Genomic DNA, 21,053 nt, shown 5'->3' with positions numbered 1-21,053 from the left:
CCCGATCCCGCCTCGGGAACTCGATTACTCGACCCGGTGTGTCAGAGCACCTGGGCCAGGAAACGGCCCGTGTGGCTGGCCTCGACGTCGCGCACCTGCTCGGGCGTGCCCTGGGTGACGACGGTGCCGCCGCCGGAACCGCCCTCGGGGCCCATGTCGACGACCCAGTCCGAGGTCTTGATGACGTCGAGGTTGTGCTCGATCACGATCACCGTGTTGCCCTTGGCCACCAGTCCGTCGATGACACCGAGCAGCTTGCGGATGTCCTCGAAATGCAGGCCGGTCGTCGGCTCGTCGAGGATGTAGACGGTGCGACCCGTCGACCGCTTCTGCAGTTCGGCGGCCAACTTGACGCGCTGCGCCTCACCGCCGGACAGCGTCGGAGCGGGCTGCCCCAACCGCACGTAGCCCAGTCCGACGTCGACCAGCGTCTTGAGGTGCCGGTGGATCGCGGTGATCGGCTCGAAGAAGGTCGCCGCCTCCTCGATCGGCATGTCCAGCACGTCGGCGATGGTCTTGCCCTTGTAGTGGACCTCCAGCGTCTCGCGGTTGTAGCGCGCTCCCCGGCAGACCTCGCAGGGCACGTACACGTCGGGCAGGAAGTTCATCTCGATCTTGATCGTGCCGTCGCCCGCGCACGCCTCGCACCGGCCGCCCTTGATGTTGAAGGAGAACCGGCCCGGCTGATAACCGCGCACCTTCGCCTCGGTGGTGGCCGCGAACAGCTTCCGGACGTGGTCGAACACGCCGGTGTAGGTCGCGGCGTTGGAGCGCGGTGTCCGGCCGATCGGCGACTGGTCGACCTGGACGAGCTTGTCGACCTCCTCGAGACCGTTGACCCGGGTGTGCCTGCCCGGCACCTGCCGCGCGCCGTTGAGCTTGTTGGCCAGCACCTTGGCGAGGATGTCGTTGACCAGCGTCGACTTGCCGGACCCTGAGACGCCCGTGACCGAGATCAGACAGCTGAGCGGGAAGGACACGTCGATGCCGCGCAGGTTGTTCTCTCGCGCGCCGACCACGGTCAGCCGACGCTTGCGGTCGATCGCCCGACGCTTCGCGGGCACCGCGATGAACTTGCGGCCGGACAGGTAGGCGCCGGTCGCCGACTCCTCGTTGGTCAGCAGGCCCTCGTAGGAGCCGCTGTGCACGACCTTTCCGCCGTGTTCACCCGCGCCGGGGCCGACGTCGACCACCCAGTCGGCGGCCCGGATCGTGTCCTCGTCGTGCTCCACGACGATGAGTGTGTTGCCCAGGTCCCGCAGCCGAGTAAGAGTCTCGATCAGTCGGTGGTTGTCCCGCTGGTGCAACCCGATCGAGGGCTCGTCCAGCACGTAGAGCACGCCGACCAAGCCGGAGCCGATCTGGGTGGCCAGTCGGATTCGCTGGGCCTCGCCACCGGAGAGCGTGCCCGCGGCACGGTCCAGGGACAGGTAGTCCAGACCGACGTCGAGCAGGAATCCGAGTCGGGCGGCGATCTCCTTGAGGACCTGGCCCGCGATCATCCGCTCGCGTTCGCCGAGTTCCAGGCCGCCGAGGAAGCCCGCGCACTCCGCGACGCTCATCGCGCAGACCTCGGCGATGGATTTGTCGCCGTGCTCGCGGTGGGCGAGCGTGACCGCCAGGATCTCGGGCTTCAACCGGGTGCCGTGACAGGCGGGGCAGGGCACCTCCCGCATGTAGCCCTCGTACTTGTCCCGCATGAACTCGGACTCGGTCTGCTCCTGCCTGCGCTCCAGGAACGGGATGACTCCCTCGAAGGCCGCGTGGTAGGAGCGTTCCCGGCCGTAGCGGTTGCGGTAGCGGACGTGCACCTGTTCGTCGATGCCGTGCAACACGGCCTTCTGCACCCTGGCGGGAAGTCCGCGCCAGGGCTGGTCCATCGAGAAGCCGACCTTCTCCGACAGCGATTCCAACAGCCGGGTGAAGTAGTCGGCCGTCTGTCCGGAGGCCCAGGGGGCGATGGCTCCCTCGCCGAGGGAGAGCTCCTCGTCGGGCACGACCAGTTCGGGGTCGACCTCCTTGCGGATGCCGAGGCCCATGCACTCCGGGCAGGCGCCGTAGGGGGCGTTGAAGGAGAACGACCGGGGTTCGAGGTCGTCGACGGCGAGCTGGTGGCCGTTGGGGCAGGCCATCCGTTCGGAGAATCTGCGCTGGCGCTGCGGGTCGTTCTCGGGGAGGTCGACGAAGTCGAGCACCACCAGGCCGTCCGCGAGTCGCAGTGCGGTCTCGACCGAGTCGGTGAGCCGCTGCTTGGCGGTGGGCTTGACGGCGAGGCGGTCGATCACCACCTCGATGTCGTGCTTCTCCTGCTTCTTGAGCTTGGGGGGGTCGGTGAGCGAGTGCACCACTCCATCGACCCGCACCCGCGAGTACCCCTGTGTCGGCAGCTCGGCGAAGAGGTCGACGTACTCGCCCTTGCGGCCGCGCACGACCGGGGCGAGCACCTGGAAGCGGACGCCCTCCTCCAGGTCGAGGACCTGGTCGACGATCTGCTGCGGGGTCTGCTTGCTGATGGCGTGTCCGCAGGTGGGGCAGTGTGGTTTACCCGCGCGCGCGTAGAGCAGCCGGAGGTAGTCGTAGACCTCGGTGATGGTGCCGACGGTCGAACGGGGGTTGCGGTTGGTGGACTTCTGGTCGATGGACACCGCAGGCGAGAGCCCCTCGATGAAGTCGACGTCCGGCTTGTCCATCTGTCCGAGGAACTGCCGCGCGTAGGCGGAGAGTGACTCCACGTACCGCCGCTGGCCCTCGGCGAAGATCGTGTCGAATGCGAGACTCGACTTCCCAGAGCCCGACAGTCCGGTGAACACAACGAGGCTGTCCCTGGGCAGGTCCAGGTCGACACCGCGGAGGTTGTGCTCGCGAGCGCCGCGCACGACGAGGCGGTCTGACACTGTGGTCCCTTCAACTACTCATGTGCTCGAGCGAGATGTCACCGGCCCGAGTCGGTGGGGGCATTCTCTGTGCGGCAGGGTGGTGCACCCTCCGCAGACCTGGGAGAACACACTCGGCGAATCATGCCGCCGGGCGGGCACAGGCCGACTTCCATGCTAGGTCGGGGCACCGACAAGAATCGGCGCTCGGCCGCCCTTACTCGTCACACCGCGCTCACACGAGTGGCGCGGGTGACCCTTTGTGACATGAGTGCCCGTTGTGTCGGAACATCTCGGGGCTGACCTCACCCAAATTAGTGGCAAGACCCCGATCGGGTGCTTCCATCGCCTGACAAGACCGGCCTACCCTGGAAGGGCAGGCAAAGCCCCCTGCAGTGGGGAGAGAAGCAGTCATGGCAGAGCTCCACCTTTCACACCCACAGCCGCTCGAGGACAGCCTGGTGGCGCCTCGGACGAGCGTCGACGGCGCAGCCGCGCACGCCGCCGCCGGTCTGCGGGCTCTCGAGATCGCCAACCGCGCGTTGCTCGAAGTGGTGGACAGACTGGATGACGCAGACACCGCCGGTCCCAGCCTGCTACCCGGGTGGTCCAGGGCCCACGTGCTCACCCACCTGGCGCGGAACGCCGATGGACTGGTCAATCTGCTCACCTGGGCTCGGACCGGCGTCGAGCACCCGATGTATCCGAGCGAGGCCGACCGCGACGCCGACATCGTCGAGGGAGCCGACCGGCCCGCCCAACTGCTCGACGAGGACATCAGGGCCGCCGTAGAGCGGTTCACCGTCGCGGCGGACGCCCTACCCGCCGATGCGTGGTCGGCGCAGATCACCGCCCGACAGGGCGTGATGCAGGCTCAGGAGATCCCCTGGGTCCGACTTCGGGAGATCTGGATCCACCTGGTGGATCTCGATGTCGGCACCAGCCTGGCCGATGTTCCCGACGATCAGCTCGAAGTGCTTCTCATCAGCGTGGTCGGTCCCTACCAGGAACGGACGGACGTCCCGAGCTTCAGTGTGGTCGTCGAACTGCCCGACGGGACCGAACGCACCTGGCACATCGGTTCGGCCAGCGAGGACGGCGGTCCCCCGCCGGTGCGCGGCACGACCCGGGCCGTGCTGGGCTGGCTCACGGGCAGGCATGACGGTCACGACCTGCTCGGCACGCTGCCGGAATTGCCCGGCTGGATGTGACCACCGGCTCCACCTGACACCACCTCGATGAACGACGCCCGGCATGGCGGCCGATCTGTTCGTGATCGCCCGCCATGTCGGATTTCGACGCTGTCGACCCGGTGTGCCGCCGTCTGACGCGCGCCGCACGGTGACCGGCGGCGATGGCCTCCGCCCCGATCATTCGGGCGGCGCCGAGTCGCCTGCGGCCGACATACTGCCCGGCGCGCTCGGTCCTCGGTTGCAGTCTCGCGCTTCGCGTCCCGACGGCCCACTGATCGAAGTACTCGACGAACTCCGCGAAACCTCGACCGAGGCCGGGCTATCCTGTCGCCATGACCAAATATCCATATCTGGTCATGTGATTGAGAAGGGGGTGGCTGTGGCTGACGAGGACAACGGAGGCAACCCGGGTGTCGCGGATGCACGGCGTCGAGAACGGGCCCATCGCATCCTCGATGCGGCGGGCGAGCTGATCCTGCGCTGGGGTTACGACAAGACCACCATCGACGATGTCGCGCGGCTGGCCGGTGTCGCCAAGGGCACCATCTACCTGCACTGGAACACCAGAGAAGCCTTGTTCACCGCGTTGCTGCGCCGGGAACGGGCCTTCCTCGCCGAGGCCATCTCGGCGCCCGAGAGCACGCACGGGGATCTGCGTGCCGTCATCGAGCACATCGCGGCCGCGCTGGGTCGGCGCCCACTGCTCGAAGCGGTCATGCGCCGGGACCTCGACATTCTCGGCAGGCTCCGACACAGCGACGACGCCAGGACCGGCGGCAGCGGCCCGCCGGGCTTCGCCGGCTATCTCGAGAGGCTCCGAGAGGCGAAACTGATCCGCACCGATCTGACGCCTGCCGCGCAACTCACCATGGTGAGCGCGACCTTCCTGGGCTTCCTCATGGTCACGCCGTTGATGCCCGCCGGATTCGCCGTGTCGGCAGCGGAGTCCAACGGGCTGCTCGGCGACGTCGTCCACCGCTCGCTCGCACCGGAATCACCACTCGACGATGCACAACAACGCAGCTTCCGCCGAATCACCGACGCCTACCTCGGCGAGGTCGGCGAATCCGCGCGAACGGCTTACCGCTCGGCCATGGGGTTCGACCGCGAGGAGGGTGCTCGATGACCGATCGACCGGACCGGCCGCTCGTACTGCCCCTCGCGGACCCGGCGGCCGATCTCGCCACGGTGGGCGGCAAGGGGCTCTCGCTGGCGCGAATGGCCCGCGCCGATCTCCCGGTCCCCGACGGATTCCATGTCACGACCGAGGCCTACCGCCGGGCGACCGAGACCAGGTTGGGCACCGAGATCCTCGCGATCGTCGGCGGCGTCCGGGATGACGATCCGGCGGGCACGGAGGCCGCCTCCCAGCGGGTTGCGCAGCTGTTCGCCGACCATGGCATTCCCGACGAGGTGGCGGAAGCGGTTCGTCGCGCCTACCGCTCGCTGGGCGAGCAGACCCCGGTGGCCGTGCGGTCGTCCGCCACTGCCGAGGATCTGCCGGAGTTGTCCTTCGCTGGCCAGCAGGACACGATCCTCGACGTCCGGGGCACCGAGGCGGTACTCGCGGCGGTCGGACGCTGCTGGGCCTCACTGTGGACGGCGCGGGCCATCGACTACCGCCGCCTGCATCGGGTCGACGGCACGGATCTCGCGCTCGCCGTGGTGGTTCAGCGATTGGTCCCGGCCGATGCGGCGGGCGTCCTGTTCACCGCCAATCCGATCAGCGGGGAGCGCGGCGAGGCCGTCGTCAACGCCTCGTGGGGTCTCGGCGAGTCGATCGTCAGTGGTCGGGTCACGCCGGATTCGATCGTCGTGCGTCGAGAGGGCGGGACGATCCTCGACGAACGGATCAGCGACAAGACCGTCATGACTGTGCGCACCGACGGTCACCCGGAGGAGGTGCCCGTACCCGCCGAGCAACGACGGATCCCGGTGCTGACCCCGGCGGAGATCCGGCAGCTCGTCGCCTTGGGTGCGCGAATCGAGTCCGCGCAGCAGATGCCGGTCGATGTCGAATGGGCCCGGCACGACGGCCGGTTCCTGATTCTGCAGGCCCGGCCGATCACCGGGCTGGGGACACGGGAACCGGGCGAGGAGATCCCGAACGACAGTCTCGGCGTCTATCGGCTGTGGACCAACGGCAATCTGGGCGAGGCGATCCCGGATGTGATGACCCCGTGTACCTGGTCGTTGGTCCAGATCTTCATGGCCGACGGGATGGCGACGTCCACGCTGCCGGGGTTCCGCGCCTACGGCAACATCGGCGGCCGGTTCTACATGGACCTCAGCCAGGCGGTGACGTTGGCGGGCGCGCTCGGCATCGACAGGCGGCGGTTCACCGAGCTGAGTGGCGATGTCTTCGGCAGGCTGCCGAGCGACCTACCGATCCCGCCGGTTCCCTCGTCACGAGCGGCGATTCTGCGTCGGTTGATCCCGGTGACGGCACGGGTTCTCCGTCGGGTGTTCGCCAATCAGCGCCGACTGGCCGGCTTCTTCGAACAGGCTCCTCGGCGTTGCGCCGCCCTGCGGTCGCGGATCGAGGCGGCCGAGGACAACGCGACGCTGGCGGCCCTGTGGCGCGACCATGTCGAACCGTTCTTCCATGAGTGCAACCGGATGCTCGAAGCGGCGACCCGATTGGGTGGCACGCGTCTGGTGCACACCCGAGGTGTTCTCGGTAAGACCTTGAGTGCGGCCGACCGCGACATCCTGCTCACCGGCTTCCAGACGGCAGCCGACCCGCTGGCCAGCCTCGGTCCGTTGTTGGGTCTGGAACAACTGGCCAACGGCGCCTTGGATCGGGCGGAGTTCGCCGTGCGTTTCGGCCATCGGAGCGCGCACGAGTTCGAGGTCTCGCGGCCGTACCCGGCGGAGGATCCGCAGTGGATCGATGAGCAGCTGGCGGGTCTGGCCGACTCGGCGCGCGATGTCACGGCGATGATCGAGGAACGACAGCGGGCCAGGGACGAGGCCTGGGAGCGGTTCGCGCGGCGTTCGCCGAACCGGGTCGACTCGATGCGACGACGGCTCGCCAAGTGGGCCGAGGTGATCAGGTATCGCGAGTCGGCACGGTCGGAGGTCATCCGGGCCTTCGCGCTGATCCGTTCGTTCGTGCTGCGCGCGGGCGCGGTGACCGGGCACGGAGACGACCTGTTCTTCCTGACCATCCAGGAGATCCTCGGGCTGCTCGAAGCCGGAACGGGTCCCGCAGCGCTCACGGCGGTCCCGGCCCGCCGCCGTACCTACGAGCGGTATTCGTCGTTGCCGCCCTATCCGGCGTTGATCCTCGGTCCGTTCGATCCGGTGCGGTGGGCGTCGGATCCCGAGCGGCGTACCGATCTGTTCGATGCACGCGGCCGCGTCACCGAGGCGGCCGCGACCGTCACCGGCTTTCCGGGATCCGCAGGCACGGTGGAGGGGATCGTGCGCGTGATCGCCGCGCCTGCGGACGGCGCGGCCCTGCAAGCGGGCGAGATCCTGGTGACCACCGTGACGAACATCGGTTGGACGCCGCTGTTCCCGAAGGCCGCCGCGATCGTGACGGATGTGGGCGCGCCGCTGTCCCATGCGTCCATCGTCGCCCGCGAGCTGGGGATTCCCTCGGTGGTCGGCTGTGGGAACGCGATGATGCGCCTGCACGACGGCGATCGGGTCCGGGTCGACGGTGCGCGCGGCACGGTGGAGGTGCTCACCGGCGGCACCGAGAGGTAGCGCGGGGCGGGGTGCGGTCTCGCCCCGACTCTCGGGTCGGGCCGAGACAGTCGGTTCGGTCGCCGGGTTCTAGGCTCGCCGTGTGGACGTGTTGCAGCAGTACACCGGTCATGTCGAACCCGGCGGCCCTGCCGCGCGCCGGACCCTCGCCGAGCTGACGATCACCAAGATCTCGGTCGGCCCGATGGACAACAACTGCTACGTATTGCATTGCCCGAGCAGCGGCGACGCGGTGATGATCGATGCGGCCGCCGAGCCGGAACGGCTGTCGGACCTTCTTGGTCACGACGACGATCGGCCTCGGCTGCGCACCATCGTCACGACCCATCGGCATGGTGATCACTGGCAGGCCTTGGGCGCCGTGGCGGGCGCCTACGGCACCAACCTGGCGGCGCATCCGGCGGACGCCGAGGAACTGCCGGTTCCGCTGGACTTCCTGGTCGAGCAGGGACACACGCTGGAGGTCGGTGCCTCGCAGTTGGAGGTGATCCACCTCCGCGGCCACACCCCGGGTTCCATCGCATTGCTGTACCGGGACCCGAAGGGCACGCCGCATCTGTTCACCGGCGACTCGCTCTTCCCCGGCGGTCCGGGACGGACGACGAGCCCCGAGGACTTCACGAGTCTGATGGACGACCTTCAGGCCAGGGTGTTCGACGTGCTGCCCGACGAGACGTGGGTGTACCCCGGGCACGGCGACGACACGACACTCGGCGCGGAACGCCCGAAACTCGGCGAGTGGCGCGCACGCGGCTGGTGATGATCCGCGACCCCGCCGCCCGCGTTCCGTCCCGCCGACGGAGCTGAGACTCTTCCCCGACTGCTTCGGCAGCTCAACGATCACGGCCGTCACAACCCGCCGCCGCCCTCGTTAGTGGAGGGGACACCATCGGTGAGGGGGCGAGTGACGGCATGGACCGCAGAATCGGCGGCAAGGGTGGCGGATCGGACAAGGGCGGCGGGACGCTGGTCGCGGCGATCGTGTTGGCCATCGGCACCGCGGCGGCGGGCGGGGCGACGCTCGGCGGCGGGGCGGCCCTGAGCGGCGCGGGCGGGCCGGGGCAGGTGCGGATGGCCGAGGGCGTGACGGATTCTTTGGCGGGTGAATCCCTCGGGGTTCGCACCCAGCAGGGCAAACGCGCCGCTCGCCGAGGCGATGCAGACGGCGCGTGGAACCGGTTGGGCGTTCGCGCGCTGCGGCAACGAGTCGAGCGGGGCGCCGAATGCGCTGCGGCGTCGTTCGGCCAGGTCCAGACGTTCTTCCTGCGCACGCCGTGCCGATCCCTGGATCGAATGCTGCTCGCCGTGGGCGACGGCAAGGGCAACGACGTCCTGGTCTCGGTGGCCTGGGTCGGGTTCCGCGATCGTTCGACGGCCCGCGAGTTCACCGAGGTCATCGACGTCCACGGCTCCGGAGACATCCGGCCGCTGGCAGGCGGGCTCACCAACTTCGCCGACGTCGCCTTCACCGGGCACCACTATCACTCCGAGATCCGGGGGGAGCACGTCACCATCGCGGAGACCGAACGGCTCGGGGGCCACCTCGACGCCGGACTCCTCCAGTCGGTCGCCGAGGTGGCCTCGATGCTTCCTCGGCCGTGAACCACCTCGGGCGAACAGCGTGGACCACGGCCACCGACGCCTCCAACAGCGGCGACCCGGGCGTGGGTACCCTCTGCCGGGTGCAGGACGAAACCGAACAGGTCGTGGACGTCTACACCGACGGCGGATGCAGCCCGAATCCCGGCCCCGGTGGCTGGGGCGTGGTACTGCGGTACGGCGGACACGAGCGGGAGCTGTACGGCAGCGAATCCGGCGTCACCACCAACAACCGGATGGAACTGACCGCCCCGATCCGCGCCCTGGAGAGCCTGACCAGGGATTCGGTGGTTCGAATGCACACCGACAGCACCTACGTGCGCAACGGGATCACCCAGTGGCTGCCCAAGTGGAAGGCCAACGGCTGGCGGACCAGCACCAGGGAACCGGTGAAGAACGCCGACCTGTGGCGACTGCTGGAGGCCGCGTCGGCTCGCCATCGCGTCGAATGGCTGTGGGTCAAGGGACACGCGGGTAACCCGGACAACGAACGCGCCGACCGCCTCGCGACCAAGGGCGTGCAGGAGGCGGGCGGCAAGGTCTCGGCGCCGGTCCGCGTGACGACGGTGCGGAAACCAGGGGCAACGGGCACCAAGGTCTCGGCGGACCGATCCGCTTCGACGGGTCCGCGCTGCCAGGCCGTCACGAAGTCCGGGGCACCCTGCCGGACGGTCGCCCGCGCGTCCGGCCTGTGTCATGTGCACGATCCGGCGGTGCAGTGCGGTGCCACCACCGCCAGCGGCAAGCCGTGTGCGGTGGCCACCGGCGGGGGTCGCTGCGAACGACACAGCGCACAGGGCGAGACGGCTCCCGCACTGTTCTGACCGGGCCTGTTCGCCCGGTTGATCCGGGTTGTGCCGCGATCGGACTCACCGTCGATGGGGCTGTCCGACCACGAACCGCGATGGCCGATCATGGAGGGATGGCAGCGTCACACCGGATCTCGACTCCTGCGCAGGTTCAGCAGCGTTGGCAGGATCGGCAAGCACCCGACGGCGACTTCATCGTGTTCGCCGATGGCCGACTCTCCGCCATGGAGTTCGAACGTTTCGCCGCCCCGATGCCGTGTCGATGGTGGGAGACGCTGCGCGCCGAGGCCTGGACGCCGATGGACTGGCTCGACATCGACATCACGCTGGCATCGGCGACCCACGGGAAACGCCGTGCCCTGGCCGGGGAGTCCGCCGCACACGGCAGTATCGGCTGGGTCGCACTGACCAGCAGCGATCACCGCGACATCGTGGAATGGTTCGCCGTGTCCCGCAGCTCCAACCCGTTCAACTCGGTGAGTCTCGACGGCCGAGCGTTGATCGCCACCAGCACGGCGGGACAGATCTGGCGCTTCCCCTGCGATGCACCCACCGACGTGACGATCAGCGATGCCCCGAGTTGACCGGTGCTGCCGCGATTCCCCGATCTCGCCACGGTTCTTCAACAGTGCGTGTGCGGTGCCGCCCCTCCCACCTATCGAGGGGGACCTGGAGATTGCGTTGATCATGCGGCGAGTAGTCGCCGAACACACCACGGCGCCGAGAACCAGCCTGGTTCTCGGCGCCGGGTCTGTGGCTCGCGTGCGCTCAGCCCCAGATCGAGTCCGCCCATTCCGGGTGGTCGATGAAGGGGTTGCGGTTGCCCTGGATCTCGTCGTAGATGAGCTGGTTGCGCCGCTGCTCGAAGGCGTCCGGCGGGTCCTCGGCGTTCCACTCCAGCAGCACCGACTGGCGGCCCATGTAGGGGTTGGAACCGTTGGACACCCGGTCGTTGAGTTCGAGGTCGGCGAAGCTGTCGTCGCCCTCGTAGCGGACGGCCATGTAGAAGACCATGCGGGCGACATCGCCCTTGACCTCGTCGGCGGGCTCCCAGGAGTCGTCGTCCGTGAGATTGCCGGGGGCACCTGCCACGGGCGAACCGCCGTTGTCGAAGTCCTTGTTGCCTCGGGCGGAGTTCACCGACACATCGGTGGGGCGCAGGTGGTGGACGTCGGTTCCGGGGCCGGTCGCGTTGCCGAAGTCGCCGTGGGACTTGGCCCAGACGTGCTCGCGGTTCCACTGGCCGGAGCCGCCGCCGTTGGAGTCCTTGCTCTGCGAGCGTCCGCTGTAGAACAGGCGGACGTTCGACGAGTTGGCCGGGTCCTCGTCGGTCTGCTTGAGGGCGTCCCAGACCTGGCTGTAGGACACGGCGGTGTGATCGTCGATGATCTCGTGCAGCTCGTCCTTCAACGCGTCGCCGCTGAGACCGATCGCCGAGCGGTAGTAGGTCTCGTCGTAGTCACCGTCGGCGGGCGGGTCGGTCGGCGGGTCGGTCGGCGGGTCCGTGGGGGGATCGGTCGGCGGTTCGGAGCCGTCCGCCGGGGAGAAGCCGGTGGGCGAGGTGAGTCCGGCGTGCGAGAAGTAGCTGCGCAGCGGGCCGGTGACCTCGAGGGAGGTGCCGAGCAGGTCCGGATTGGACCGGAGGCCGTACTCGCTGCGGAAGGACGCGGTGATCTGGACGTACAGCATGTCCGTCGGGTCGGTCTCGGCGGCGGAGTCGGCCAGCGCGAGTGCATAGTCGGACGGGAAGCCCGAGCGGACGACCCTGTTGGTCGCCGTCGGCTGCCCGACCACCCAACCTTGAACGGTGCCGGTCGAACCCTGCTGGGCGATCGCCTCGGCAACGGTGAGCTGGTCGGCGGCGACGGCGGCCGTCGGCGCCTGCAGCGCCAACACCGTCGCGGTCACACCGACCAGCGCGGCTAACGATTTCCAGCGACCAAGTCTGGTGAACTTCACGGGTCGTCCTCTCCCCAGGCGCATGTGTGTCCCGCCTAGCGGCCAGGTTTCACACAGCGTGACTGCTGTCAGTCAATCAAGGGAAGATTGTCAGAAAATGACCACCCGTTAGTGAAGTTCGGGAGGCAATCTGGTGTCAGCGCGATGACGACGCCCGGCTGACACCACCGTTCGCGGCGCCGGCGACGGGCCCTGCGGCGAGCCCGAACAGGCCACTGTGGACGGCTCGGCGCCGCCCGCGGGCAACCGTCCGGTGAACCGAGAGCGAATTGCGCATCGTTCCGCCGCGAGGATTCTCGACGGACCGCGGATATCCTCGCGCTATTGACAACGGGGAAGGTCTCAGGATTCGGAAACGTTCTTCAGACATGGGGCCGTAGGCAATGCGCACACACGTCCGATGAAACGCGGATGGAATCCATCCGACCCGTCGCGCCACCCGGGGCGAACACTCGACGGCATCACCGAACGGCCCGCACACCCACCGGTCCCGTGCGCGGCTCAGCGCCGATCCGCCCGCCCGCAACGATCGGCGTAGGCTCTGCAGGTGTTGACTTCCAGGGCCCCACGGTGGGCGAATATGACGACACGGTGATCGTACGATGACACTCGGGTGGGGTGCTTTCCCTTTCGTACCCCGGAGTTTGCCCCTTTGTACCCTCTGCGCATCGCGGGCCCAGCACGCTCGTCATAACCACTTGGGGTCGGACTATCTTGACCGCCACCAGAAGTCTAAAATCCGTCCCGCTCCCCCTTCTTCTCACTCCGTGCACCGAACCAGCTCTGCCTGGACCGCCCCCGGCAATCGGAGTGCCGGAAGTCGAGTGGCGAGGCGTCGGGTTAGGACAGACCGCGAAGGGATCCGATGAGCGAGTTCGCAGGCGAGACCGCCGCTTTAACACCCACCGTGATAACGACTCCCAGCTCGATCCCCGCTGACCTCCAGCAGCAAGGCGAGAAGCTCGAGGCGGCCCGAACGGAGCAGCTCAAGCCCGCCATGCTCGCACGCCAGATGGACGGTATGGCGAAGCGGATCGGCACGATCAAGGAAGACATCGAGTCCGGCGACCTCTACCTCGACCCCGCTGCGGGCGAGGAGATCAAGAACATGCTGCAGGAACAAATGGATCGCGTGGACGGTTGGATCGAGCGGGCCAACTCGCTCGCGCGCCGCGCGCCCTTCGGTGCCAACCCGGTCGGCGAGGCCATGGCCCTGAAGTTCGAGGACCGCGCAGGCGGCGAGGGCACCTCGTTCCGGGGGGTCTTCACGCCGTATCGCGAGATCCTCGGCGAGGCCCACGAGGCGGTCACGCAGGCGATGAACCTCTACCAGCAGATCGAGCAGGACAACGTCGACTCGTTCAAGCGGATTCGCCCCGGGGGCGACAACGAAGCGGTCTGACTTCTCCGAGTGCTCCACCCGCGCCCGTTCATCGGTTCGCCGGTGACAGGGGTGACCAAGCGATCACATTGTGACGGTGCGACCACGAGTCGTGGTCCCCGGCACAGAACCTCCTGTATGTAGCGAGAGGCAGACATCCGATGTACGTAGAGGACGCAGCGGTGCCCGCGAGCCGGGGGCGCAGGCCGAATGCTTCGGTCCCGGAGGAGAACCAGTTGGTGTTGACCGACACCCAGAACTGGAGCTCCTACAGCCACAAGACGCTCTACGAGTCGATCCACACCAACAACGACCCGGGCGCGGCGGGCGAGCTGTCCACCGAGTGGTCGCAGATCGCCGACGAGATCTCCGAGTCGTCCCAGTCGATGGGCGAGAAGCTCGTCGCGGTGGAGGACGGTTGGACCGGGAACGCCGCGCAGGCAGCGCGCGGTGCGATCACCGAGCTCGCCGAGTGGAGCGGCTCCGCATCGCAGACCGCCAGCGACCTCAGCAGCAAGATCGCCGACCAGGGCACCATCATGGAGACCGCCAGGGCCGCCATGCCGGAGCCGGTCGAGTTCGACTACGAGGCGATTCTCGTCAACGGATTCGCCACCGGCGGACTCGCAGGCTTCGCCGCAGCGGTCGTCGATGTCGAGACGAAGAGCGGCCAGGCGCGCGACGCCCACGAGCAGGCAGTCCAGGTCATGGCCCAGATGGAGTCCGACTCCCAGGGCATCGACGGATCGACGCCGCAGTTCGTCCAGCCGCCGAACCCGGTGCGGGGCACCATGACGGCCGCACGGGAGCCGATGGCACCGATGGGCTTGATGACCCCGCAGCAGCAGGGCACGCCGATGAGTGAGAACGGCGGAGCCCCGGAGGCGCTGGTCGCGAACGGGGTTCCCGGCGCACCCGGTGGGCCGGGCGGCATGCCCGGTGGCGGCCCCGGTGGCCCCGGCAGCCCCGGTGGGCCGGGCGAGATGCCCGAGATCCCCGGTGGCGGCGGTGTGCCCGGTGGCGGCGGCGACATACCGGGTATGCCCGGCGGCGGCGTTCCCGGTGCTCCCGGCAGCATCCCCGGAATGCCCGGTGGCGGCGCCGGTGGCGTCGGCAGCATCCCCGGTGGCGGCAGCATCCCCGGCAGCCCCGGCGAGATCCCGAACATCACCCCGCAGAGCGCGCCCGCGGTCGCCTCGATGCCGGACACCAGCAGCTACAAGCCGAACATCCCCGGTGGTACCGGTGGCATGAACCCGGGCAATGTTCCGAACATCGGTGGCGGCGGGATGCCCGACATCAGCGGATACCGTCCGCAGAGCGGCGGCGGCAGCCCCTCGGTCACCCCGCAGGGCGTTCGGCCGCCTACCCCGCAGATGCCCGACATCCCGGGTGGCTCGATCCCACCGACCAGCCCCGGTTACACCCCCGGTGGCGGAACAATCCCCAGCATCGGCGGCGGCGGCGGTGGTGGTTACAGCGGCGGAATCGGCGGCATGCCGCCCCGTCCGGGACAGTCCGGTCCGGGCGGCTCCAACTACACGCCCACGCCGAGGCCCACGATGCCGAACATCCCCGGCAGCCCCGGCTACACGCCCGGTATCGGCGGCAACATGCCCGGCGGCACCGGCAACATCCCCGGTGGCACCGGCGGCATTCCGCCCAAGGGCTTCGGCCCCGGCAGCATTCCGAACATCCCCGGCAGCCCCGGTTACACGCCCGGCATCGGTGGCGGCGGAAGCGGCGGCGGTGCCGGTGGCTTCGGTGGCGGGGCCGGTGGCGGCGCTCCCCGTGGCTTCGGTCCCGGTGGCATCCCGAACATCCCCGGTGGCGGCGGTGCCGGTGGCTTCGGTGGCGGGGCCGGTGGCTTCGGCGGCGGGGCGGGCTCGCCCGGTGCGCTGGGTGCGAGCGGCTCGACCGGTGTCGGCGGCGCGGGCGGCGCCGGTGCGGGCGGCCGGATGGGCGGCATGCCGGGTGTCGGTGCAGGCGGTGCAGGCATGGCAGGCGGCGGTATGGCCGGTGGCGGTGGCGGTATGGCCGGCCGTGGCGCGCAGGAGTCCGAGGACAAGGAACACAAGGCTCCCGCGTACCTCAAGGGTGAGAAGGTCTTCGAGCGGCTCGGCGACGACCTCCCCCCTGCCGTGATCGGTGACCGCAAGCCCAAGAAGCAAGCCGACAGCTAATTCGCCGCGTCTCGAGAGTCAGGTACGGGATTACAACCATGAGCGCTCCTGAATTCGTGTTGTCCGCCCGCGAGTTCGACATCGTGTGGACGGGTCTCGACCTCGGTCGGATCCCCTACCCGCTGGATGTACCCAGCAACGGGGGGACGATGGCGGAACGCGATGCCCTCACCATCGAGGTGTATCGCGAACTGACCGACCGGGGTATCGCCGAGGGCGGTCGGATCCGGCCGGAGATCGAGGCCTTACTGCGGGTGTTGTCGCACCCGCAGATCTCCGTGGACTCGGTCGGTCACTCCGGCGGGGCGCTGCGGGCGTTGGTTGCCGCGAACGGGGAACTCGGCGTGATGGCGAGCTTCACCGACGGTCGGATCAAGTTCGGCGAGATCCGACCGACCGCGTTGGCCCGCTCGATCGTCGGGACGCTGCCGTCCAAGGCCGCGGGACCGGGGTGGGCGATGTCCGCCCCGCTCCGCGCGCTGACGGCGGCGGTCGAACCCAGCGATGACGAGGACCCGTGGGGCGACGACGACGAACACGAGGAGCGTGCGCTGCGCAACGCGGGGATGAGCCCCGACGACGCTGCCGCGCTCGCCGAGCTGGCCGCCAATCGCAAGGGCGGCGGCCAGTTCGGGGTGACCGTCGGTGGCGCCACGCAGCGACAGTCTCGTCGGTTGTCGACCTTGGTGACCTGGTTCGATACCCACCAGGGCCGTTACCTGATGGTGCGTGACAACGATTGGCTCAGTCTGACCCCCGCTGACGGCGAACGTATCGAGAGCCGGATCGCGGAGGTTCTGTCGCAGGCAGCGGGCGTCGGCGCCCGCTGACGATGCGGTTCGGTGTCGCCTGCCTTTCGAGGTTGGAGGTTGAGATGACTGGTCCGAGCACCGGTGGTTTCGTCGGTATGAGCAAGGATCCCGCCGAGATCGAGCAGCGGATCGGCCAGTGGGCACAGGGTCTCGCCGAGAAGGCGCAGAGATACCAGGCGGCGCATGTCCAGGCCGAGCAGATTCGGTTGACCGCCACGAGTAGCGACGGCGCGGTGCAGGCCACGGTCCGCGCCGATGGCAGTCTGACCGACCTGGTCTTCAGCGAGCGCATTCGCACCATGCCGCTGCCCTCGATCGCGAGTCTCGTCCTGTCGACCATGCAGCGGGCTCAATCCGAGATCGCCGCCAAGGTCGGCGAGACGATGTCCGAGCATCTGGGCGACGAGGATGCCGAGACTCGGGCCGAGTTGTTGGGCAACCTTCGCGACCGCTTCCCGGTGCCTCCCCCGGAGGACGAGAGCACGGCCGATGACGAGGCCGGGCAGAAGTGGGAGGCGATCGAGTCCGCCGACGAGGAGCAGCCGAAGGCGGGCTTCGCACCACCGCCTGCGGCGCCGTCGCCGCAGACACAGCGACCCGCTCCGCGTCATCGGGCCGACGACGACGAAGACGACGTGGACGAGAATTCCGACCCGTTGCGGGACTGATCCGAAGCCGGACAACGCGGTAACCGAGCAGCTCCGACGCAACGCCACGAAAGGAGTTCACGATGGCCGGCGAAGCCTACGACGTCGTGACCGAGGATCTGGTGGCACACGCCAGCCACCTGGAAGCCCTCACCGACCGGTTGAACACCGCTATCTCGGCGGCGGAGACGGTCAGCATGTCCGACGACGCCTACGGTCTGATCTGCCAGTTCCTTCCCCCGACCATCAATCCGATGGAGGAGGAGGGGATCGCGGCGCTACAGGCCGCGGTCGAGGGCGTCACCACGAGCGCGGAGAACGTGCGGGCGACGGCCGATCAGTACGACGAGACCGACAACCTCTCGCAGCAGTCCTTCCAGAAGATCACCATGGACGGCATCCAGGCCTGAGCCGGTCGCAATCCGGTTCGCCGCCCGCTGTTCTTCCACCCGACGCCCGTCGTGATGCCCCGGCATCCGGCGGGCGTCGGGCGTCTTGCGGGTCGCCGCCGACGAACCGGACTGCGCGCGACGGCCGTCAGTTCGAGGGCGGTGGGGTTGCGTTGCGGGCGGGTGTCTCGTGGGTCTTCTCGTGTTCGATGCTCTCGTCGACGGTGGCATCCTCGCGGGGGCAGTAGTAGCAGGTGCGGGAGCGGCGATGCATGACCTCGCGGTCGGTCTCGCCGGGGCGTTGGTGCATCCAGGGCTTCAACATCGGTGGTCCGTCCCGTTCAGGTGTGGTGGTCGACGAGCAGGTGGTCGATCGAGGTGTCGAGCGCGTTGGTGAACGCGGGCCGGGAGTGGATGCGCCACCGGTGGGTGCAGGTGGAGCCGGTCAGCAGCGCGAGTTGGACGTGCGGTCCGTGGACGGTGATGCGCAGGGTCGCGGTCTGACGGCCTCGGCCCAGTACGGGCAGTTCCAGGGCTGCGGTGGGGCGTTCGGTGCCGAGGATCTGCCGGGCCTTCTCCGCCGCGCGGGCGGTCAGGGTCGCGATTCCTCGGCCTCTGACGGCGAGGGTGACCGAGCGGGTGGCCGTCTCGGTGATCAGCACGAGGGATTCGGGTTGGCCGGTGTGGGTGTGCGCGAGGACGGTGACCACGCATGGCGTGGCCGGGCGGGTGTGGTTCACGGGCGTGCTCCGCAGGTGTGGCACGGGATCGGGGCGTCGAGGTAGGGACGGATGCGCTTGGCCCGCAATCGCCGGACGTCTCCGGTGCGCTGGAACAGGGGCAATGGTCGGGATTCGGTCATCGGACTACCGCCCCCGCTGGGATACGGCGTGGTGTGCGGTGGAAATCGGGCACGACTGCTCCAAGGGAAAACAGAGTGGGCAGGACTCGATGACGTCGGCGGGTCCGATGCGTTTGACCATCGCGCCGCAGACCGCGACGGCCACCGACCCATACGTCGGATCGAGACGGTGTTCCAACCGACGAAACACCCCGGCATAGCGGCGAATCGGCGGTGCCGAAGCGGGCAGTCGGCCCGCGAGCAGAGCGGTCATCTAGGACACCGCCCAGAAGAGTTGGAGCCCGGCGTACCAAGCGCCGAGTGAGGTGAGAATGATCAGGACTGCGGTCATGGGCTCACTCCGAATGACATGCGAACTGGTGCAGCACCGATGGTTCATTCGTTTCACCAAGCAGGCAAATGTGAAACGGCTTCAAGCAGGTGAACCAATACCTCTGGTGCAGCTACAGTGGTGCAATGCCCAGTGTTAACCGCTCCCCGCGAGCCCGGGCCCTCGCCGATTCCCTTCGGGCCGCGCGAACCGAGAACAAGCTGACAGTGCGCGAGATCGCACGGCGGTTAAGGGTCAACCACAGCGTGATTTCGCGTGCCGAGAGTGGTGCCAGAGTCCCCAAAGAAAACGAAGTGGCAACGATCCTCGGTGCGATCGGAGCAGCGCCCGATGTTCGAGACCGCATCATCGAAATGGCCCGGGATGTCGACCGCGAGGCGTGGTCCGCACTGCACCATCAGGGCACCTCGCCCCATCTGTCCACATTGATCAAGTACGAGCGCGACGCGGTGGCAATCACTGACGTGAACCCGCTCCTCGTCCCAGGACTGTGCCAGACGTTGGGATATGCAAGGGCGATCATGTCCGCAGATCCTGAACGCGTTTCACCAACAGAGGTTGATGGCCTAGTCATGTATCGGATGGCTCGACAACGGATGCTCGCCGAGTCGGACACGCAGTTCACGGCGATCATCGACGAGCCGGTACTGGTCCGACAGATCGGCGGGCGGGCGGTGATGGCTGAACAGTGCAATCACCTGGTGGAGATGAGTCACCGCTCGGATGTCGATATCCGGGTGATTCCGGTGAGCGCCGGATATCACCCTGCACTGTCAGGTGGGTGGTTTCTGATGGAGTTCGCCGAGGCGACTCCGGTACTGCATTTGGAGCACGTCGACTCAGGAACGTTCTTGCACCGACGGAGTGACACAAGATCATTTCTGAAGGCACGGGATAGCCTGCTGGCCGTCGCGATGAGCACTGAGGAGTCCGCCCGGCTCATCACGAGGTACGCAGACCACCACCGTCGAGGAGATGACCTTCATGAGCCTACCTAGCCGCTGGCGAAAATCGACGCGATCGGCCACAGCAACGAACTGCGTCGAGATCGGCCAAGCCCCCGGCTTAATCGGCATCCGAGACACCAAGAACCGGGACGGCGGCACGCTCGTCGTCTCCCCAGCCGCGTTCCGCTCGTTTCTCACAGCGATCCGCGCTGACAAGCTGCAGTGAACCAGTGGCGGCCGTTCGCCCCATGAACGGCCGCCACTCGTCCGGAGGTGGCAGAACAGCACCGCGCTCGGCGAGCATCGGGTAGTCGACAAGCGAGACCCAGTAGCGCTATTCGTCATGCGGTCGATCCGGGTGCGGAGTCTGCCGGTGCGCTCGCTGGATGTGGTCGCCGTGGCCTGGCGAAAACCTGGATCCCCGGCCCCACCTTGACCTTGACAGCCGAGCCAGCATCGCCGATCGCCTACCGACAGCTCGATTCCGCTAAAGGTGGTGCGCACTGCTGACGAAGGCAGTGGCAGGCTGAAAGTTCCTACGGCGCCGTAAGAAATTGCGCGGAACTAATTCGGTGGCAGGGAGATCACGGTGAACTCAACGGTGGTGCCAATCGTACGGCGGTCGGCTCGTGCTGTGCTGATCGATCGCGAACTCCGGCTGGTGACGATCAAACGCACCAAGGCTGGGGTAGCGCCATACTGGACGACGCCGGGCGGGGGTATCGAGCCTGGGGATGTCAGTCGCGAGGCCGCGTTGGAGCGTGAACTGCTGGAAGAGCTCGGCGCGAAGGCAGTGATCGGGCAGCAGTTGACCCTCGTCACGTCCGTCGCTGAGGGTGGTCAGAGCGTGCAGTACTTCTTCGCGGCCAGCCTGATCACCCTTGATGAGTCGTTGCGGACCGGTGACGAGCACACTGACGTTCACCGAGGTGGTTACGAGGTGGAGCGGATCCCGTTGGAGCGGCTGGGCGAATACGACCTCAAGCCCACCGTTGTCCGTGACTTCTTGTTGGAGAACCGCTCTGCCGTATTGGTAGACCTTCCTTTTGGAATCAACTAGGGCGGTCCGGGATAGATAGCCTGCTGTCCGTCTCATCGCGGCGCACGCAGACCCCCACCGTCAAGGAGATGAGCTCTATGACCGGTCCCCGTAGACCCGGCCGCTGGAGGAAGTCCTCGCGATCAGGAGAGTCAACGAACTGCGTCGAGATCGGCCAAGCCCCCGGCTTAGTCGGTATCCGGGACACCAAGAACCGCGAAGGCGGGACGCTCGTCGTCGGGAGCGCCGCCTTCGGTGCCCTACTGACGGCGGTGAAAGCCGGGCGGCTCGGCTGAGCGCGCGGGCGGTGCGCCC

At 68.0% G+C, this 21,053-nt stretch carries 20 protein-coding genes and 2 pseudogenes; 16 read left to right on the top strand and 6 right to left on the bottom strand.

The genetic code is table 11. From position 1 onward, the window contains the following. Positions 1–41: 41 nt before the first annotated feature. The gene (gene uvrA, locus BKA25_RS08990) at positions 42–2,894 is read right to left on the bottom strand and encodes an excinuclease ABC subunit UvrA (RefSeq protein ID WP_069850644.1); all 2,853 of its coding nucleotides are present in this window, start codon (positions 2,892–2,894) and stop codon (positions 42–44) included. Positions 2,895–3,286: 392 nt separating this feature from the next. On the opposite strand from uvrA, the gene BKA25_RS08985 reads away from it, so the two are divergent. The 7 genes and pseudogenes from BKA25_RS08985 (at position 3,287) to BKA25_RS08960 (ending at position 10,772) form a co-directional block, all read left to right on the top strand. Continuing rightward, positions 3,287–4,084: a maleylpyruvate isomerase family mycothiol-dependent enzyme gene (locus tag BKA25_RS08985; RefSeq protein WP_069850646.1), complete on the top strand. Its 798-nt coding sequence runs from the start codon at positions 3,287–3,289 to the stop codon at positions 4,082–4,084. A 361-nt stretch (positions 4,085–4,445) separates the two neighbouring features. Further along, positions 4,446–5,192 (top strand): TetR/AcrR family transcriptional regulator, encoded by a 747-nt coding sequence (locus BKA25_RS08980; RefSeq protein ID WP_221312331.1) that lies wholly within the window; start codon positions 4,446–4,448, stop codon positions 5,190–5,192. Beyond that, complete coding sequence (locus tag BKA25_RS08975) at positions 5,189–7,780, top strand: PEP/pyruvate-binding domain-containing protein (protein ID WP_069850650.1); 2,592 nt, start codon at positions 5,189–5,191, stop codon at positions 7,778–7,780. The genes BKA25_RS08980 and BKA25_RS08975 overlap by 4 nt, the downstream gene beginning before the upstream one ends. 82 nt (positions 7,781–7,862) lie before the next feature. Beyond that, positions 7,863–8,540: an MBL fold metallo-hydrolase gene (locus tag BKA25_RS08970; RefSeq protein WP_069850651.1), complete on the top strand. Its 678-nt coding sequence runs from the start codon at positions 7,863–7,865 to the stop codon at positions 8,538–8,540. A gap of 152 nt (positions 8,541–8,692) precedes the next feature. Next, a complete protein-coding gene (locus BKA25_RS27670; protein WP_069850653.1) occupies positions 8,693–9,382 on the top strand; it encodes a hypothetical protein in 690 nt (229 codons plus the stop codon). An 80-nt stretch (positions 9,383–9,462) separates the two neighbouring features. Next, a pseudogene (gene rnhA, locus BKA25_RS27665) lies at positions 9,463–9,909 on the top strand (ribonuclease HI); the annotation flags it as partial. Positions 9,910–10,301: 392 nt separating this feature from the next. After that, positions 10,302–10,772: a hypothetical protein gene (locus BKA25_RS08960; protein WP_069853863.1), complete on the top strand. Its 471-nt coding sequence runs from the start codon at positions 10,302–10,304 to the stop codon at positions 10,770–10,772. A 184-nt stretch (positions 10,773–10,956) separates the two neighbouring features. Here BKA25_RS08960 and BKA25_RS27660 read toward each other — a convergent pair whose 3' ends face one another. Further along, positions 10,957–11,781, bottom strand: a complete 825-nt coding sequence (locus tag BKA25_RS27660; RefSeq protein WP_375791879.1) for an endonuclease I family protein — start codon at positions 11,779–11,781, stop codon at positions 10,957–10,959. Positions 11,782–11,793: 12 nt separating this feature from the next. Further along, positions 11,794–12,171 (bottom strand): annotated as a pseudogene (locus tag BKA25_RS27655) (DUF6359 domain-containing protein); the annotation flags it as partial. A gap of 841 nt (positions 12,172–13,012) precedes the next feature. Here BKA25_RS27655 and BKA25_RS08950 point away from each other — a divergent pair. From BKA25_RS08950 to BKA25_RS08930, 5 genes are all read left to right on the top strand, one after another. Then, on the top strand, positions 13,013–13,549 hold the full coding sequence (locus BKA25_RS08950) for a hypothetical protein (RefSeq protein ID WP_236750312.1): 537 nt from the start codon (positions 13,013–13,015) through the stop codon (positions 13,547–13,549). A gap of 140 nt (positions 13,550–13,689) precedes the next feature. Then, positions 13,690–15,711, top strand: a complete 2,022-nt coding sequence (locus BKA25_RS28350) for a WXG100 family type VII secretion target (RefSeq protein WP_084643220.1) — start codon at positions 13,690–13,692, stop codon at positions 15,709–15,711. 38 nt (positions 15,712–15,749) lie between these two features. Next, positions 15,750–16,541: an ESX secretion-associated protein EspG gene (locus BKA25_RS08940; RefSeq protein WP_069850658.1), complete on the top strand. Its 792-nt coding sequence runs from the start codon at positions 15,750–15,752 to the stop codon at positions 16,539–16,541. Between the two features lie 44 nt (positions 16,542–16,585). Continuing rightward, positions 16,586–17,191, top strand: coding sequence for a YbaB/EbfC family nucleoid-associated protein (locus tag BKA25_RS08935; protein ID WP_069853865.1), 606 nt, complete (start codon positions 16,586–16,588; stop codon positions 17,189–17,191). 62 nt (positions 17,192–17,253) lie between these two features. After that, positions 17,254–17,580, top strand: coding sequence for a type VII secretion target (locus BKA25_RS08930; RefSeq protein ID WP_069850660.1), 327 nt, complete (start codon positions 17,254–17,256; stop codon positions 17,578–17,580). A gap of 127 nt (positions 17,581–17,707) precedes the next feature. Here BKA25_RS08930 and BKA25_RS08925 read toward each other — a convergent pair whose 3' ends face one another. The 3 genes from BKA25_RS08925 to BKA25_RS08915 all read right to left on the bottom strand — a co-directional run bounded on the left by BKA25_RS08925 (position 17,708) and on the right by BKA25_RS08915 (position 18,674). Further along, complete coding sequence (locus BKA25_RS08925) at positions 17,708–17,884, bottom strand: hypothetical protein (RefSeq protein ID WP_157421162.1); 177 nt, start codon at positions 17,882–17,884, stop codon at positions 17,708–17,710. 16 nt (positions 17,885–17,900) lie between these two features. Next, positions 17,901–18,299 (bottom strand): hypothetical protein, encoded by a 399-nt coding sequence (locus tag BKA25_RS08920; RefSeq protein ID WP_069850662.1) that lies wholly within the window; start codon positions 18,297–18,299, stop codon positions 17,901–17,903. 126 nt (positions 18,300–18,425) lie between these two features. After that, the gene (locus BKA25_RS08915) at positions 18,426–18,674 is read right to left on the bottom strand and encodes a hypothetical protein (protein ID WP_157421163.1); all 249 of its coding nucleotides are present in this window, start codon (positions 18,672–18,674) and stop codon (positions 18,426–18,428) included. A 203-nt stretch (positions 18,675–18,877) separates the two neighbouring features. Here BKA25_RS08915 and BKA25_RS08910 point away from each other — a divergent pair, with 203 nt between their 5' ends. The 4 genes from BKA25_RS08910 (at position 18,878) to BKA25_RS08895 (ending at position 21,034) form a co-directional block, all read left to right on the top strand. Beyond that, entirely contained in the window at positions 18,878–19,750 is an 873-nt protein-coding gene (locus tag BKA25_RS08910) for a helix-turn-helix domain-containing protein (RefSeq protein ID WP_084643222.1), read from the top strand. Further along, positions 19,728–19,925, top strand: a complete 198-nt coding sequence (locus BKA25_RS08905; protein ID WP_084643224.1) for a DUF397 domain-containing protein — start codon at positions 19,728–19,730, stop codon at positions 19,923–19,925. Before BKA25_RS08910 ends, BKA25_RS08905 begins: the two co-directional genes overlap by 23 nt. A 363-nt stretch (positions 19,926–20,288) precedes the next feature. Continuing rightward, entirely contained in the window at positions 20,289–20,759 is a 471-nt protein-coding gene (locus BKA25_RS08900; protein ID WP_311734462.1) for an NUDIX domain-containing protein, read from the top strand. A 68-nt stretch (positions 20,760–20,827) separates the two neighbouring features. Continuing rightward, the gene (locus tag BKA25_RS08895; RefSeq protein ID WP_311734461.1) at positions 20,828–21,034 is read left to right on the top strand and encodes a DUF397 domain-containing protein; all 207 of its coding nucleotides are present in this window, start codon (positions 20,828–20,830) and stop codon (positions 21,032–21,034) included. Positions 21,035–21,053: the final 19 nt, after the last annotated feature.

The organism is Actinoalloteichus hymeniacidonis, assembly GCF_014203365.1.
GTDB classification, from domain to species: Bacteria; Actinomycetota; Actinomycetes; order Mycobacteriales; family Pseudonocardiaceae; genus Actinoalloteichus_A; species Actinoalloteichus_A hymeniacidonis.
Note: the sequence above shows the minus strand (reverse complement) of the source record. Positions and strands in the feature narration are given on the sequence as shown.

Bases quoted from the DNA above. Each gene is read 5' to 3' on its own strand.
- BKA25_RS08985 (WP_069850646.1), top strand. From the start codon at position 3,287: ATGGCAGAGCTCCACCTTTCACACCCACAGCCGCTCGAGGACAGCCTG.
- BKA25_RS08975 (WP_069850650.1), top strand. From the start codon at position 5,189: ATGACCGATCGACCGGACCGGCCGCTCGTACTGCCCCTCGCGGACCCG.
- BKA25_RS27670 (WP_069850653.1), top strand. From the start codon at position 8,693: ATGGACCGCAGAATCGGCGGCAAGGGTGGCGGATCGGACAAGGGCGGC.
- BKA25_RS08960 (WP_069853863.1), top strand. From the start codon at position 10,302: ATGGCAGCGTCACACCGGATCTCGACTCCTGCGCAGGTTCAGCAGCGT.
- BKA25_RS08950 (WP_236750312.1), top strand. From the start codon at position 13,013: ATGAGCGAGTTCGCAGGCGAGACCGCCGCTTTAACACCCACCGTGATA.
- BKA25_RS28350 (WP_084643220.1), top strand. From the start codon at position 13,690: ATGTACGTAGAGGACGCAGCGGTGCCCGCGAGCCGGGGGCGCAGGCCG.
- BKA25_RS08940 (WP_069850658.1), top strand. From the start codon at position 15,750: ATGAGCGCTCCTGAATTCGTGTTGTCCGCCCGCGAGTTCGACATCGTG.
- BKA25_RS08935 (WP_069853865.1), top strand. From the start codon at position 16,586: ATGACTGGTCCGAGCACCGGTGGTTTCGTCGGTATGAGCAAGGATCCC.
- BKA25_RS08930 (WP_069850660.1), top strand. From the start codon at position 17,254: ATGGCCGGCGAAGCCTACGACGTCGTGACCGAGGATCTGGTGGCACAC.
- BKA25_RS08925 (WP_157421162.1), bottom strand. From the start codon at position 17,884: ATGTTGAAGCCCTGGATGCACCAACGCCCCGGCGAGACCGACCGCGAG.
- BKA25_RS08915 (WP_157421163.1), bottom strand. From the start codon at position 18,674: ATGACCGCTCTGCTCGCGGGCCGACTGCCCGCTTCGGCACCGCCGATT.
- BKA25_RS08910 (WP_084643222.1), top strand. From the start codon at position 18,878: ATGCCCAGTGTTAACCGCTCCCCGCGAGCCCGGGCCCTCGCCGATTCC.
- BKA25_RS08905 (WP_084643224.1), top strand. From the start codon at position 19,728: ATGACCTTCATGAGCCTACCTAGCCGCTGGCGAAAATCGACGCGATCG.
- BKA25_RS08895 (WP_311734461.1), top strand. From the start codon at position 20,828: ATGAGCTCTATGACCGGTCCCCGTAGACCCGGCCGCTGGAGGAAGTCC.